This is a genomic window from Halobacterium sp. MBLA0001 (genome assembly GCF_049705385.1).
Classification (GTDB): Archaea; Halobacteriota; Halobacteria; order Halobacteriales; family Halobacteriaceae; genus Halobacterium; species Halobacterium salinarum.
In genome coordinates, this window is sequence record NZ_JBNAMQ010000007.1 from 1957791 (window position 1) to 1971535 (window position 13745).

Annotated in this window: 13 protein-coding genes and 2 pseudogenes; 12 read left to right on the forward strand and 3 right to left on the reverse strand. The window is 65.7% G+C overall.

From position 1 onward, the window contains the following. Window positions 1-31 precede the first annotated feature (31 nt). The 10 genes from ACOZ32_RS11565 to cbiZ are packed head-to-tail and all read left to right on the forward strand — an operon-like array spanning window position 32 to window position 9163. Window positions 32-1033: a nicotinate-nucleotide--dimethylbenzimidazole phosphoribosyltransferase gene (locus ACOZ32_RS11565; protein WP_012289355.1), complete on the forward strand. Its 1002-nt coding sequence runs from the start codon at window positions 32-34 to the stop codon at window positions 1031-1033. Window positions 1034-1046: 13 nt separating this feature from the next. Continuing rightward, window positions 1047-2345 carry a cobyrinic acid a,c-diamide synthase gene (locus tag ACOZ32_RS11570; RefSeq protein WP_205251895.1) on the forward strand — a complete coding sequence of 433 codons (1299 nt, stop codon included), beginning with the start codon at window positions 1047-1049 and terminating at the stop codon, window positions 2343-2345. A gap of 50 nt (window positions 2346-2395) precedes the next feature. Then, on the forward strand, window positions 2396-3019 hold the full coding sequence (locus ACOZ32_RS11575; protein WP_049892603.1) for a cob(I)yrinic acid a,c-diamide adenosyltransferase: 624 nt from the start codon (window positions 2396-2398) through the stop codon (window positions 3017-3019). Window position 3020: 1 nt separating this feature from the next. Further along, a complete protein-coding gene (locus ACOZ32_RS11580) occupies window positions 3021-4559 on the forward strand; it encodes a cobyric acid synthase (RefSeq protein ID WP_205250865.1) in 1539 nt (512 codons plus the stop codon). A 38-nt stretch (window positions 4560-4597) separates the two neighbouring features. Further along, on the forward strand, window positions 4598-5215 hold the full coding sequence (locus ACOZ32_RS11585) for an HAD family hydrolase (RefSeq protein WP_205250866.1): 618 nt from the start codon (window positions 4598-4600) through the stop codon (window positions 5213-5215). Next, a complete protein-coding gene (locus ACOZ32_RS11590; protein WP_205250867.1) occupies window positions 5212-6138 on the forward strand; it encodes a CobD/CbiB family cobalamin biosynthesis protein in 927 nt (308 codons plus the stop codon). The genes ACOZ32_RS11585 and ACOZ32_RS11590 overlap by 4 nt, the downstream gene beginning before the upstream one ends. Next, window positions 6135-6881, forward strand: a complete 747-nt coding sequence (gene cobS, locus ACOZ32_RS11595) for an adenosylcobinamide-GDP ribazoletransferase (protein ID WP_205250868.1) — start codon at window positions 6135-6137, stop codon at window positions 6879-6881. The genes ACOZ32_RS11590 and cobS overlap by 4 nt, the downstream gene beginning before the upstream one ends. Then, window positions 6881-7447: an NTP transferase domain-containing protein gene (locus ACOZ32_RS11600; RefSeq protein WP_424335262.1), complete on the forward strand. Its 567-nt coding sequence runs from the start codon at window positions 6881-6883 to the stop codon at window positions 7445-7447. Before cobS ends, ACOZ32_RS11600 begins: the two co-directional genes overlap by 1 nt. A gap of 17 nt (window positions 7448-7464) precedes the next feature. Further along, window positions 7465-8475 carry a threonine-phosphate decarboxylase CobD gene (gene cobD / locus ACOZ32_RS11605; RefSeq protein WP_424335233.1) on the forward strand — a complete coding sequence of 337 codons (1011 nt, stop codon included), beginning with the start codon at window positions 7465-7467 and terminating at the stop codon, window positions 8473-8475. Further along, the gene (gene cbiZ / locus ACOZ32_RS11610) at window positions 8468-9163 is read left to right on the forward strand and encodes an adenosylcobinamide amidohydrolase CbiZ (protein ID WP_424335234.1); all 696 of its coding nucleotides are present in this window, start codon (window positions 8468-8470) and stop codon (window positions 9161-9163) included. Before cobD ends, cbiZ begins: the two co-directional genes overlap by 8 nt. A gap of 66 nt (window positions 9164-9229) precedes the next feature. Here the strand turns inward: cbiZ and ACOZ32_RS11615 are convergent, their stop codons facing one another. Both ACOZ32_RS11615 and ACOZ32_RS11620 read right to left on the reverse strand, forming a co-directional pair. After that, a complete protein-coding gene (locus ACOZ32_RS11615; RefSeq protein ID WP_424335235.1) occupies window positions 9230-11086 on the reverse strand; it encodes a GmrSD restriction endonuclease domain-containing protein in 1857 nt (618 codons plus the stop codon). 325 nt (window positions 11087-11411) lie between these two features. Further along, a pseudogene (locus ACOZ32_RS11620) lies at window positions 11412-11684 on the reverse strand (transposase); the annotation flags it as partial. A 440-nt stretch (window positions 11685-12124) separates the two neighbouring features. On the opposite strand from ACOZ32_RS11620, the gene ACOZ32_RS11625 reads away from it, so the two are divergent. Continuing rightward, complete coding sequence (locus tag ACOZ32_RS11625; RefSeq protein ID WP_338416948.1) at window positions 12125-12538, forward strand: hypothetical protein; 414 nt, start codon at window positions 12125-12127, stop codon at window positions 12536-12538. 557 nt (window positions 12539-13095) lie between these two features. On the opposite strand, the pseudogene ACOZ32_RS11630 reads toward ACOZ32_RS11625, so the two are convergent. Next, window positions 13096-13347, reverse strand: a pseudogene (locus ACOZ32_RS11630) (transposase); the annotation flags it as partial. Between the two features lie 212 nt (window positions 13348-13559). Here ACOZ32_RS11630 and ACOZ32_RS11635 point away from each other — a divergent pair. Continuing rightward, window positions 13560-13733, forward strand: a complete 174-nt coding sequence (locus ACOZ32_RS11635) for a hypothetical protein (RefSeq protein WP_010903161.1) — start codon at window positions 13560-13562, stop codon at window positions 13731-13733. Window positions 13734-13745: the final 12 nt, after the last annotated feature.

Consider the following 13745-nt stretch of genomic DNA (forward strand, 5'->3'; position numbering starts at 1 on the left):
ATTAAAGAGTGTCTCCACACTGAAACGACGTATGTCCGGAACACCAGACACGCTGTTCGCACTCGCCGCGGGCGCAACCCGAACGGCGGCTATCGAGGGGATCAGTGCCGCCGGCGCGGATCCCGCGCTGATGGCACACACGCCGAGCGCGGACGCCGAACTGCTGACGTACGGCCACACGGTCCGTGCGCCCGTGGTGCCGGTCAGCCCGTCGGGGTGTCCGACACCCGCGGTCATCACCCGAGCGGTCCGGGAGCTGGTCGGCTTCGAGTCGCTTGTCATCGACGCCGGGCTCGCCGAGCCGACGGGCGCACCCACGGTGACAACGGGCATCAGCCCCGGGGCGGACATCCGCGATGAAACCCCCGTTCCGGACGCCGAAGCGGCGTACAGTGCGGCCTACGAGTTCGGCCACGGCCTCCACACTGACGAGCTCGTGATCGCCGAAACCATTCCGGGCGGCACCACGACGGCGATGGGAGTGTTGGCGGCGCTGGGCGAGCCCCGGATCGTGTCCTCGTCGCTGCCGAACAACCCCGTGGCGCTCAAAGAGCGGGTCGTCGACGACGCGCTCGCGGCAAGCGGCCTCGAACAGGGCGACCTCGCGGGCGAGCCCGTCGCGGCAGTCCGGCAGATGGGTGATCCGGTGTTGGCCGTGGTTGCCGGGCTGGCGGCGGGCGCGCTCGACGCCGGGATCGACGTGACGCTTGCCGGCGGCACCCAGCTCGCGACCGCGGGCGCGCTCGTCCGCCACGACGGCGTGACCGAGCCGATGACGCTCGCCACCACGTCGTTCGTGGCCGGCGACGATTCGGCGGGGATCGACGCCCTGGCGGCCGACCAGGACCTCGCCGTGACCGTCACCGACCCCGCCTTCGAGGCGCGGGAGTCTCACCCCGCGATGGCCGCCTACCTCGACGGTGAAGCCAAGGAGGGCGTCGGGATGGGAGGCGCGCTCGCGCTCGCCGCGGAGGCCGGGATCGGAATGGACTCGGTGCGCAACGCCATCATCTCAGTGTATGACAGAGTCTGAGTCGGCAAGCGGGATGGACGGCGTCGTGCTGGGTGGGACGGCGTCCGGCGTCGGAAAGACGGTGGCGACCCTGGCGGTCGCGCGGGCGCTCGCCGACGCCGGACACGACGTGCAGCCGGCGAAGGCCGGCCCCGACTTCATCGACCCGAGCCACCACGAGCCGGTCGTGGGCACGCCCTCGCGGTCGCTTGACCCGTGGTTGTCCGGGACCGACGGCATGCGCCGGACGTACCACCAGGGGGACGGCGACGTCTGCGTGGTCGAAGGCATGATGGGGCTGTACGACGGCTCCGTGGCCAGCACCGCGCGCGTCGCGAGCGAGCTCGACCTGCCGGTGGTGCTCGTCGTGGACGCCAGCGCGGGCATGCAGAGCGTCGCCGCCACGGCACTGGGGTTCCAGGCGTACGCCGCCGAAGCATCCGTCGACGTGGACGTGGCGGGCGTGCTCGCGCAGCGCGCCCACGGCGGCCGCCACGCCGACGGGATCCGGGACGCCCTCCCGGACAGCCTCACGTACTTCGGGCGCGTCCCGCCGCGGGACGACTTGGACGTCCCGGACCGCCACCTCGGCCTCCACATGGGCTCTGAAGCGGCGATCGACGACGACGCCGTGGACGCCGCCGCCGCCCACGTCGCCGCCGAGCGCATCGCGGACGTGGCGCGAACGCCGCCGCGCCCGCCGGCCCACGATCCGGCCCCGGACACCGGCCAGACGGTCGCGGTCGCGGACGACGCGGCGTTCTGTTTCGCGTATCCGGCGACCCGCGAGCGCCTCCGCGAGCGCGCCGACGTGGTCACGTTCTCGCCGGTTGCGGGCGACGACCTGCCGGCCTGCGATGGGGTCTACCTGCCCGGGGGGTACCCCGAGTTGCACACGGACGCCCTCGCCGACGCGCCCGCCCTGGACACGCTGGGCGCGCGGGCCGCCGACGGCCTGCCGGTGTTGGGTGAGTGTGGCGGCCTCATGGCGCTGGCCGAATCGCTGACGACGACCGACGGCGACACCGCCGAGATGGCGGGCGTGTTGCCCGCTGACGTGCGGATGCAGGACCGCTATCAGGCGCTGGACCACGTCGAGCTCCGGGCGACCGGGGACACCCTCACCGCCGGCTCCGGGGCGACGCTGCGTGGCCACGAGTTCCACTACTCCGCGGCCACCGTGGCCAGCGACGCGCGCTTCGCGTTCGCCGTCGAGCGCGGCGACGGCATCGACGGCGACCACGACGGACTCACCGAGTACCGGACGCTGGGCACGTACGCCCACGTCCACCCCGAGAGCACCGCGTTCGACGCCTTTCTCGATGCATTATGACAGCCACCGACGACGACACCACGACCGCCGACGAACAGGACGCCGACACGATGCGGCCCGCCGAGATCACGCCCACCGCCCCCGCGGAGTTCGGGCTCGTGCAGGTGTGGTGGGGTGACGGCAAGGGCAAAACCACGGCCGCCCTCGGGATGGCGATGCGGGCGGCCGGCCACGGCTTCCGCACGCACGTGGTGCAGCTGATGAAAGGCGGGACCGGCACCGTCGAGGACGTGCGCGGGGAGTACGCCGCCATCGACGCGGTGCCCGGGATCACCTACGAGAACGCCGGCCACTACGGCTGGCACGGGTTCCACGACGGCAGCAGCGACGACGAGCACGCCGCCCGCGCGAACGGCGGGCTCGCGCGCGCCCAGGAGATCGTGGACGCGTCCACCGGGGTGGACGGAGCGGTGCCCCTCGACGCCGACCCCACCGAGGGCGTGCATTTGCTCGTGCTGGACGAGGTGTTGTACGCCGCCAACCGCGGGCTGGTCGACCCCGAGGACGTGGTGGCGCTCATCGACACCAAGCCCGACGACCTGGAGGTGGTGCTCACGGGCGGGCACACGGAGCCGACGTTCGTGACCGAGCGCGCGGACCTCGTCACGGAGGTTCGGAAGCAACGCCACCCCATGGAGAACGGGCAGGGCGCGCGCAAGGGGACGGAGTACTGAGATGACCGCGGGCGAGGACTGCCGGACGATCCTGGTGGCGGGGACCGCCTCCCACGTCGGGAAGAGCACGGTCGCGGCGGGGCTCTGTCGGCTGCTCGCCGACCGCGGGCTGTCGGTCGCGCCGTTCAAGGCTCAGAACATGAGCAACAACGCCCGCGCGGTGCCGGTGGCCGACGGCGCGCCGCCGGCCGCCGACCCGTGGGGCGAAATCGGCGTGTCCCAGTACGTGCAGGCGCGGGCCGCCCGCACGGCGGCGTCGACGGACCACAACCCGGTGTTGTTGAAGCCCCGCGGGGACGCCGAGAGCCAACTCGTCGTGGACGGGCGGGCGGTCGGCCACTACAGCGCGGGGTCGTACTACGAGTCCCACTGGGCGGACGCCCGCGACGCCGCGGCCGCGGCCCACGCCCGCCTGGCCGCCGACAACGACGTGGTGGTCGCGGAGGGCGCCGGCAGCATCGCGGAGCTCAACCTCCACGACCGCGATCTGGCGAACCTCGAAACCGCGCGGTTCGCCGACGCCACCATCCTGCTCGTCGTGGACATCGAGCGCGGCGGCGCGTTCGCCAGCCTCCACGGGACGCTGGCGCTGCTGCCCGACGACATCCACGACCGGGTGGCGGGCGCGGTGATCACGAAGTTCCGCGGGGATCGGTCGCTGCTCGACCCCGGCATCACCGAGATCGAAGCGCGCACCGGCGTGCCGGTGCTCGGCGTCATCCCGCACGACGACCCGGGGTTGCCCGCGGAGGACAGCGTGTCACTGCCGGACCCCAGCGAGCGCGTGGTGGACGGCGGCCAGGACGGCGTCCCCGACGCGGCGTCGGTGACGGTGGCGGTGCCACACCTCCCTCACATCTCGAACTTCACTGACCTCGCGCCGCTGGCGCGCACGCCCGGCGTCCGCGTTGCCTACCAGCCACTGGACGCGCCGCTGGCGGCGGCCGACGCGGTCGTGCTCCCCGGCACCAAGAACACCGTCGACGACCTGCGGGCGGCCCGGGGGGCCGGCCTCGGGCGGGCGCTGCGCGCGTTCGACGGCCCGATCGTCGGGCTGTGTGGCGGCTACCAGATGCTCGGCGACCGCATCACCAACGCCGCCACGGAGTCCACGGCCGACGACCTCGGGGCCGTCGACGGCGTTGGCGTGCTCCCCGTGGAGACCGCCTTTCAGCCGGACAAGCGCGTCGAGGCGGTCACCCGAGAGCTCGCCGACTGTGGGGCGCTCGGCGGCGCAACGGGCGCCGTCACCGGCTACGAGATCCACATGGGCCGAACCACCGTGCCGGACGGCGTCCCCCAGCCGGTCGGCCCGGCGAGCGCGGCCCGGGGGCGCGTGCTCGGCACCTACCTCCACGGGCTGTTCGGGAACGACGCCGCACGCAGGGGGTTCCGGGACGCCGTCTTCGCGGCCGCCGGCGTCGAACAGCCCGCGCCCGCCGACACCGCCGACCGGTCGCCGTCCGATGCGGCAGCCGCGCTCGTCGACGCGCACGTCGACCTCGACCCGCTCGGGGTGCCCCCCGCCCCGGACGCGTGACCGACCGATTCAAGTCCGCGTGCGGCCAGCGTTCTACCGTGTCAACGTCGTTTGATCTGTTCGGGACGCTCGTGGACGCGCCGCGGCCCGAAGCCCCGGCGACCGCGGTCGCGGACGCGCTCGCCGCCGCCGGCGTCCGGGTGCCCGACGACTGGACGGCGGCGTACCGGCAGCCACACGCCGACCACGCGCCGGGCATGGAGCGGTCGCTGTCCGCGCATGTCGCCGACGCCCTCGAAAGCCGGGGGGTCGAAGCGCCCTCGGACACGGTCCGGGCGGCCACGCTTGCCGCCTTCGAGACGCCCGTCCAGCGTCGCCCCGGCGCGGCCGCCGCAGTCGAGGCGGCCGCCGAGCGCGGCCCGGTGGCGGTGCTCTCGAACTGCAGTATTCCCGGCCTCGCCGAGCGCGCGCTCTCCCAGGCCGGCCTCGCCGACCGCTTCGACGCCGTCGTGACGAGCGTGGGCTGTGGCTGGCGGAAACCCCACGCCAACGCCTTCCAGGCGGTCGCCGACGCGCTGGATGCGCCGCCGGAAACGCTGGTGCACATCGGCGACGACCCGGAGGCTGACGGCGGCATCACCGCAGTGGGCGGGCGGGCGGTGTTGCTCACTGAAACCCCACTCCAGGCCGTGCCCGCCGCCCTCGACGACGCATGACGGCGGCGGCCGTGGGCGCGGTCGCCCTGGGGGTCGCCCTCGACGCCGCGATCGCGGAGCCGCCGGCCGGCTGCCACCCCGTGGCGTGGTTCGGGCGCGCTGTCGGTGTCGTCGACCGACCGTGGACGCGGCCGCTGGCCGTGGGCGCGCTCGCCGCGATCGCGTTGCCGCTTGCCGCCGCCGCCACTGTCTGGGCGGCAGTCACGGCAACCACCCGGGGAAGCGCGCTGGCGGGCGCGGTCGTGGCCGGGCTCGTGGTGTTCGTGACGACCAGCCGGCGCATGCTGCTGGCGGAGGCAGGCGGCGTCATCGCCGCCACGAGAACCGAGAACAGCCTCGACGCCGCCAGACGCCGGCTGCGCGCGCTCGCGGGCCGCGATCCCGACGCGCTGTCGGCCGGCGAGCTGCGCAGCGCGGCCGTCGAGAGCACCGCCGAAAACCTGGCTGACGGCCTGGTCGCGCCGCTGGCGGCGTTCGCCGTGGGCGCGGCGGTCGTGTCGCTGCCCGTGGGCGCGGCCGCCGCGGCGTGGGTGAAAGCCGTGAACACGCTCGACTCCATGCTCGGCTACCGGTCGAAGCGCGTGGGCACCGCGAGCGCGCGCCTCGACGACGCCGTGATGTGGGTGCCGGCGCGGCTGGCCGCGGTCCTGATCGCGGCCGCCGCCCGCGCCCCCGCTGCGGTGTCCCGGGCCGCCGCCGACGCCGGCGCTCCCCCGTCGCCCAACTCCGGGTGGCCGATGGCGACGCTGGCGGCGGTCCTGGACTGCCGGCTGGTGAAACCCGGGGTGTACGAGCTCCGCGAGGCCGCCGCGCTCCCCGGACTGGCCGAGAGCCGGCGCGGCGTCCGCGTGGTGAGCACTGCGGGCGGCCTCGCGTACGCGCTCACTGCGGCGGTCGTCTACGCCGGAGGTGGCGGGCTGTGAGGGACGCCCTCCTGGGTGCGGTGAGCTTCCTCACGCGGCTGCCCGTGGCGTACAGCGAACCCCGCTGGGAGTCGTTCATCACCGCCCCGTGGGCGTTCCCGCTGGCGGGCTACGTCGTCGGCGCGCTCCTCGCCGTGCCGATGCTGGCGGGCGGCGTCCCCCACGGAACGGTCGCGTTCGCGTACCTCGCTGTGGTGTTCGCGGTCACCGGCATCAACCACCTCGACGGCGTCGCGGACGCCGGTGACGCGGCGGTGGTGCACGGCGACCCCGCCGACCGCCGCACGGTGCTGAAGGACACGACAACCGGCGTGGGCGCCATCGCCGCGGTGGTCGTGGTCGTCGCCGGCCTGGTGACCGGCAGCCTGGGTGTGGCTGCCCTCCCAACGTGGACCGCCGTTGGGGTCGTCGTCGCGACCGAGGTGGGCGCGAAAACCAGCATGGCGGCGGTGGCGTGTCTCGCACACGCCCCACACGACGGGCTGGGCTCGCAGTTCACCGGGAACGCGACGCCCGGCGCGCTGCCAGCGGTCGCGGGTGTCGCGCTCCCGGTGGCTCTGGCGTCCGTGCCGTCGCCGGCCGCGGCCGGCGCGCTGGCGGGCGCGGTCGTCGCGGGCGCGCTGACGCGGCGCTGGCTCACGGGACTGCTGGGCGGAGCGAACGGCGACGTGTTCGGCGCGGTCAACGAGGTCAGTCGCGTGGTCGGACTCCACGCGGGGGTGGTCGTGTGGACGCTGTGGTGATGTGTGGCGGGCGCGGCACCAGACTGGACGCCGCCGCCGAGAAGCCGCTGTTCGAGGTCGGCGGGCGCGCGATGGTCGATCACGTCCGGGCGGCGCTCGAAGCCGCCGGCCGGATCGACACCACCCACGCCGCCGTGTCGCCGCACGCGCCCGACACCGCAGCCCACCTCGCGGCCACGCCGCTGTCGCTCATCGAGACGCCGGGCGACGGCTACGTGGCGGACCTCACGGCGGTACTGGATGCGGTCGGAACGCCCGTGCTGACGGTCGCCGCCGACCTCCCACTGCTGGCCCCCGCCGTCGTGGACACCGTGGTCGCCGCCGCCGACGGCGCGACGACGAGCGCGTGCGTCCCGCGAGCGCTGAAACACGAACTCGGCGTGAGTACTGACGCCGACGCCGACGCGTGGGTGCCCACCGGCGTCAACGTCGTCGGCGGGGGCGACACCGAGGCCACCCACCGGAGCTTCGACGCGCGCCTCGCGGTGAACGTGAACCACCGATCCGACGCCGCGGTGGCGGCGCGGCTGCTCGCGGCCACCGACCGCAGGAATCACCCCCGGTGAGCCCGTGACACACGACAATGCACCCTGACGCCGTCCGCGACGCCGGCCGGGTTGCCCACGGCGGCAGCGACGACCCCGACGTGCTCGACTTCAGCGCGAACACCACCCCGCGGACGCCCCCCGGCACCCGAGCGGCGTACACCGCCGCGCTCGACGACGCCGCCCGCTACCCCGACGACGACTACCCCGCGTTCCGGGCGGCCGCCGCCGACCACGTTGACTGCGCCCCGGACACCGTCGTGCAGACGCCGGGCGGCCTCGCCGGCATCCGGCTGGCCATCGAAACCCGTGTCACGCCCGGCGACACCGTGCTCGTGCCGGCCCCGAGCTTCAGCGAGTACGCCCGCGAGGTCGAACTACAGGGCGCAACGCCCGTCTTCGTGCCACACGACGCCCTCCTCGACGCCGACCCCAGCGAGCACACGCTGGCGATCGCGTGCACCCCCAACAACCCCACTGGCGACCGCTACGACGACGACGCATTGCGCGCGTTCGCCGCGCGCTGCCGGGCCGCAAACACCGAACTGCTGGTCGACGAGGCGTTCCTGGGGTTCACCGACGCCCCCTCGATCGCCGGGACCCCGGGGGTCGTGGTCGCGCGCTCGCTCACCAAGCTGTTCGGGCTGCCCGGGCTGCGCGCGGGGTTCCTCGTGGCCGTCGGCGACCGCCTGACGACCCTCCGCACGGCGCGCCGGACGTGGAACCTCGGCGCGCCCGCCGCGGCCGTGGGTGCCCACGCGATGCGCCAGGCCGAGTTCGTCGCCGAAACCCGACGGCGCGTCGCCAGCGAACGGGCGCGCATGCGGGCCGCTCTGGCCGACGCCTTCGACGTGCATCCGTCGAGTGCGCCGTTCCTCCTGCTCGATGTCGGTCCGCGGCCCGTCGACGCCGTCATGGCCGCCGCCAGCGCCGAGGGCATCAGGCTCCGGGACGCCACCACGTTCCGAGGGCTCGACAGCCACGTGCGGGTCGCCGTCCGCACCCCCGACGAGAACGACCGCCTCCTGGCGGCGCTGGCGGATGTTTGAGACGACGCTGCGCGACGGCGTGCTCGAACTCGCCGCCCCGGGCGCGCGGTGGCTCTCGACCGGCTGGAGCGGCGGCGACACGCGCGCGGACCGCGCGTACAGCATCACCGTGCCCGACGACTGGGCCCCCGACAGCACCCACGCGTACGTCACCGACCGCCTCGCAGCCGCGGGCTTCCCGCCCCGCGACGACGCCCCCGTGTTGCTCACCGGCGTCGCACAGGAGCACGCGCGCATCGCGCGCTGCGGCCCGGTCGCGGTCGCGGCGACCGCCGGCCTCTCGAACCCCGCCGCGCTCCCGATGGACCCCGACGGCGGCACCCTCCCGGACGCCGAGCGCGCACCGCCGGGCACGGTGAACCTCGTCGCCGCGACGACCCGGGCGCTCGACGACGCCGCGCTCTCGAACCTCGTCGCGGTCGCGGCGGAAGCAAAAGCCGCGACGCTGCTCGCCACCGCCGGGTTCCCCGGCACGACCAGCGACGCCGTGGTTGTGGCCTGCGACCCTGGCGGCGAAACCGCGCCGTACTCCGGGAGTGCAACGCCCGTGGGGGCTGCCACCCGGGCCTGCGTCCGGGAGGCCGTGTGCGCCAGCCTCGACAGCCGCGACGCTGCCAGCCCCGACTCTGTGGAATCGGCCGCGCACGGCACGACGACGGACGTGCAGGCGGCGGTGTTTCGGCCGTAATAATACACCGAGCGTAGTCAACAAACGTACAAATATATAATTAATACAATTATATATGAGTTAGAATCATATCAAGTCTTCCTGGTCGTTCATCGAGATGTTATTTCGGTCTGGAGACTGGTTCAGCAGGTCAGAGATGATCATATCTTTTCGCGCTTCCAGGAACTCGCCAACGTTTTCGATCTCATAAAGCTCGTTGGACTCTGGGATCCGATGGCGTTGCATATAGTCATCGGAGCGCGTCGGCAGCCATTCAGCAGGAGGTTTATCAGATTTTTTCCGGTTAGGCCTTTCCCTAATCAGTTGTAGGTTTGCAGGGTTATCTCGGAGCTTTTCAATTTTACTAGCCTCTTCTCGCGACATCCCGACCTCATCGACGAGATAATCACTCTTTAATTTTGACTTCGGGAATATATGATCTACCTCAAAGCTATAATTCTCGTTAGCCACGTTGGGGAAGTAAAGGAGAGAAAGTACGACACGGAGGACACGGTTACTCTTAGAGCTGTCATTGAACCACCTCTCTATATTTTCACGGTCGAAGCCCATCGACTTATTATAATTATTCAAAGTACTCTCGATCTCATTGAGCGGGAATTCATTTGCAGGTGATTCCCTCAACGCTTTCCTCACACCTCGAATCGTCTGGATTGTTCCACCAGTTGTGAGTTCACCGTTGGTTACGATTGAGCACATCCAGTAGAGGATTTTCTGCCTATTTTCCTTACCATGTTTTGACTCGTACGAGATAGTAGGGTTACCATTGGAATAAAAATAGTATATAACCGGTAATAGAGAGATTTTACTGCGGATGTGGCTAGTCGTAAACCCATAACTTTTCATCAAGTCCAAAGTCCGGAAAAGAGATTTTTCAAACTCCGGACTCATCCAAGCATCTTTCATTTTAGACAGAGTACTCTTAGTGAAATTAGACAGAGAGAACGAGAGACTGGAGACCTCTCCAGTCAACATCAAAGCTCGAAGAACAAAATTAGAGTCAAATTCTACGGTCCCTCTTGATTCGTGCTTGTTTAGTTTATCAACAAGAGCCTGAATTTCTTCTCTTGCCACAATACTGTTAGTTTGATCCTCGCGACTCCAATGGGCTGTAGCAATTGAAAGTAGTATATCAGATTTCTTTAACTGCGTGCCGCCTTCATTAGCCCTCAAAAATATATCAAGCACTTTTTCTTGACTTTCTTCTTCTTCCTCAAAGTACGAAATTACCTCTTTATCATGTATTGAATTATATAAATTGTTAATGTTTTTGCTCACTGGCCCCCGTGCCGTTTCTTCATTTATTTCATCTATTTCTTCTATTTCGCTTATTATTTTCTCACTTTCTTCAGTGAAATCAGTCACGTGCAAAATGTTTTGCACTTTATACCAGTACTCTCCTTCAGAATGTTGTGGGTTTGGAGTCTTAAACTCAAACTGGTATCTTCTCTCGTTCACTTCCTCGTTAGTGGGCGACAAAACGTTCAAGTACAGCTGCTTCTTTTCCCAGGATTCTGTGCGACTTCGCCGTTTGTTGTGCTTTTTTGTGGTTAATGTCCCTTTGAGTCCTATAAAAAACGAGGTGAGGCGTTGCTGCCCATCTAAAACCAGGTTGATACGGTTAGGAGATCCATTGATGTCGTCTCTATACCTCTTATTATGATATCTGACATCTTCTAGTTCGTCCGGATGTATTGGATCTATGATGTAGTTTTTGACAAACTCATACTTTATTCTATCCTTAGCATAATCTCCTTTTACTCTCCAAAAGAGGAACGATCCAATGGGATATCCGCGTAGTACAGAATCAAATAGATCTAGAATTTGGTTTTTGTCCCACACAAACTCCCTCTGTATCGCAGGCATTAAGTAATTATAATTTACGTCGTTAACAATGCTAGCGATTGTTGTCGACTGGTACCCCATCAGCTAGGACTCCCTCCGATCTCTCTGTTGCACTGAGTGCAAGGCTTGGACGTAGCAACTATGTAGTTAATTCCGGTTCTACTGCTGGAAACCTTCATTGAGTAGGCTAGGTTGCAACGCAGGATAATAAATAGTTCTATGTGATGCAGGTGTTATATCGTGCTCAGTGAATCCATTCACGCTTATTCAGCGTTTACCGAGGTATAAGTACCACTTGTAATTACAAGATAGCCCACGGCGTCAGCGACGTCTGAATCGCGCCACGCTAGTGCGGTCCACAGCGCGGTTCTCCGTTCGGAACGGCGAGCAGGCGCTCGAAGCGCCCTATCCGAACAGTATTCCCGACCAGCCGGACGGGTGCCCACTGGTAGGGAGACTCGTCGGTGTTCTCTTTGGTCCCAATAATCTCGTCTTCATCGCCCGCTCGATCGCCAGTGAACGGGTCGGACTCGGGAACGTCGATAGCAACGATGCCAGCCCGGTAGAACTCCTCAGTCTCCGAAACCTGACCTAAGAGTCGACGTACGGCCTGTCGGTACATCTCGCGTATCTGCTGGATGGGGAGGTCGCGGAGATGTTCGTGATGCGCGTGGCCGAGTAGTATTTGATCTGACCCAGTTTGCCCCCAATCATCAAAAATAGAGGGTGAATAACCCCCTATATATTTATTTTAACTACTATTCGGTTCTTTACTTTATTAGTGGTATTAATATTGGTGTGTGGGCCGGAAAATCTGTGCCGCCTGATATAGATATGTAACGAAGAGCTGGACAATAGGATGCAGGTGGTCTGAGGTCCTATATGGGGGCATTCAGGCATTGTCCAGTGTCCTCCCCAGTCTGACGTGCTGATTCGGCAGTCCGTTCTGAACTGCCTCGAAGGCATTACTTCAGTGAATCCATCTCAGAAGAGTGCGGTGGGCGGTGAATTACAAGCAGGCCGTCAGCCATGGCCTGCTCAAGTGTTCCTCGTCAATGAATTACGGATGATTCTCCCATCATCCGAAAGTGTTTACCATACCGTAAGTTAATTCAATATATGCGGCCGCGAGTTGTCCTTATAGCCGCTCTGGTCGTTAGTAGCATAGCCCTTGCCGGCTGTTCTGGGACGCAGAGTGGAACACCAACAGCGAGTACGGCATCCACTACATCTCCAACGGTCACTTCAGCTACAACAACAACGGAAGACACGACATCCACGAGTAAAGAACCCCAACAAGGTGACAATCTGTTGTCGATCAGTAAGGTGGGTGAATCGACTGCAAAACAAGTCAATGAGAGTAACAGGGAGATCTTCTCCGAGCTAAACGAGAGCCAACAGCGCGTCTTTCTGAACTCGTACAACTGCTCTTGTAACGCGGAACAGGATGTATTCGAGTTCCACGACAAAGGCCGGACGAAGTACGTGAAGTACAACGAGGAATGGTACTATCTCCGTGTCGCGATTGTCTAATTGATATGGGCTAGATGAGTGAAGTCGGGAAGCGAGGAGGCCGTGGCGAGAATTGCTTTCAGAGATCTACACCGAAGATGACTTTCGCTTGTCTTCTAAGACGCGTCGGCCGCTCTAGGAGTTACTTCATGTGACCTTAGTGATAATCCTACTGACATTACGTCGCCAGACGCAACTATTTCTTCAGGTAGAGGTATGCCTTCACCCACAGAAAGTAAATTATTCGGCTAGCTTATGTTGTAATCACTAGATATCAATATCTTCCGCAGCTTATCGGAATCAGGCATCCCTGGGTCAGTGTCTATTTGTCTCTCAGGTTGTGCAAGTGATCCCCGGTGTGGATTCGTCCGCTCGATCACGCTGGGAGTTGAGACTACAGTGGGTATAGCGGGCCTGTGATGCGTAGTATCGGCCGTATCGTCGAGCAGTATCTGCTTCAGATTGCGCGCTAAACCGGCGTTCTCGTTTGGTGCGTAACTAATTCAGGAGATTTTGAGACTCCGGATAGTGCTGCCAGATAGGTCCCGGGCGACTACGACCAGAGAGTTCCGATAGGATCCGATTTCTGTCTCCTTCTCCACCAGCGTCAGCGTGTTCTCAGCCGTCACGATCGGCGAGTGTTCATACGCACCGGTCGACTCCACCTGTACGAGCAAATCAGCGGCCCGCCAGATCGGGTACGAGAGACACGCGAACCCGAAGTAGAAGCACCGCAGGCCGAAGTGTTTCGACGTTGTGGCGGCCATGAACCGTTTGATGGACTTGTAGCCGCGCTCTGCTTCGCACTGGGAGCCGTACCCAGTGAGGTGTCGTCTTCGTCTGTCCGTCGCTGATCTCTTTGGGATTCCCCGAACCTACGCACGCCATACGCACTGAGATGACCGGCCTCAACTACTGAGCCCACTCTATTTGTATCGTGATTTGTGGTTTATACTGTTGGCTACCGCGTGCGGGCCGGCCAACAGCGAGGGACGGCCGCTGAATCAGTACGTTCAATTGCGTGGGTTCGCCACCCAACAGTATGGCCACTGAACTCGACCACCACTGCCCGAACTGCGAGGCCGAACGCGCGTTCTACCGGACCGCAGCGATGAACGTCCACCTCGGCCTGAAGACGAAATGGTCGTGTCCGGACTGCGAATACGGGTTCATCCGGATCGCCGCCGACGACGACATCTCGACGGCGACAGCGTAGCTCGCCGCCGAC

Coding starts and splice junctions, on each gene's coding strand:
- ACOZ32_RS11565 (WP_012289355.1), top strand. CDS start 32: ATGTCCGGAACACCAGACACGCTGTTCGCACTCGCCGCGGGCGCAACC.
- ACOZ32_RS11570 (WP_205251895.1), top strand. CDS start 1,047: ATGGACGGCGTCGTGCTGGGTGGGACGGCGTCCGGCGTCGGAAAGACG.
- ACOZ32_RS11575 (WP_049892603.1), top strand. CDS start 2,396: ATGCGGCCCGCCGAGATCACGCCCACCGCCCCCGCGGAGTTCGGGCTC.
- ACOZ32_RS11580 (WP_205250865.1), top strand. CDS start 3,021: ATGACCGCGGGCGAGGACTGCCGGACGATCCTGGTGGCGGGGACCGCC.
- ACOZ32_RS11590 (WP_205250867.1), top strand. CDS start 5,212: ATGACGGCGGCGGCCGTGGGCGCGGTCGCCCTGGGGGTCGCCCTCGAC.
- ACOZ32_RS11600 (WP_424335262.1), top strand. CDS start 6,881: ATGTGTGGCGGGCGCGGCACCAGACTGGACGCCGCCGCCGAGAAGCCG.
- cobD (WP_424335233.1), top strand. CDS start 7,465: ATGCACCCTGACGCCGTCCGCGACGCCGGCCGGGTTGCCCACGGCGGC.
- cbiZ (WP_424335234.1), top strand. CDS start 8,468: ATGTTTGAGACGACGCTGCGCGACGGCGTGCTCGAACTCGCCGCCCCG.
- ACOZ32_RS11615 (WP_424335235.1), bottom strand. CDS start 11,086: ATGGGGTACCAGTCGACAACAATCGCTAGCATTGTTAACGACGTAAAT.
- ACOZ32_RS11625 (WP_338416948.1), top strand. CDS start 12,125: ATGCGGCCGCGAGTTGTCCTTATAGCCGCTCTGGTCGTTAGTAGCATA.
- ACOZ32_RS11635 (WP_010903161.1), top strand. CDS start 13,560: ATGGCCACTGAACTCGACCACCACTGCCCGAACTGCGAGGCCGAACGC.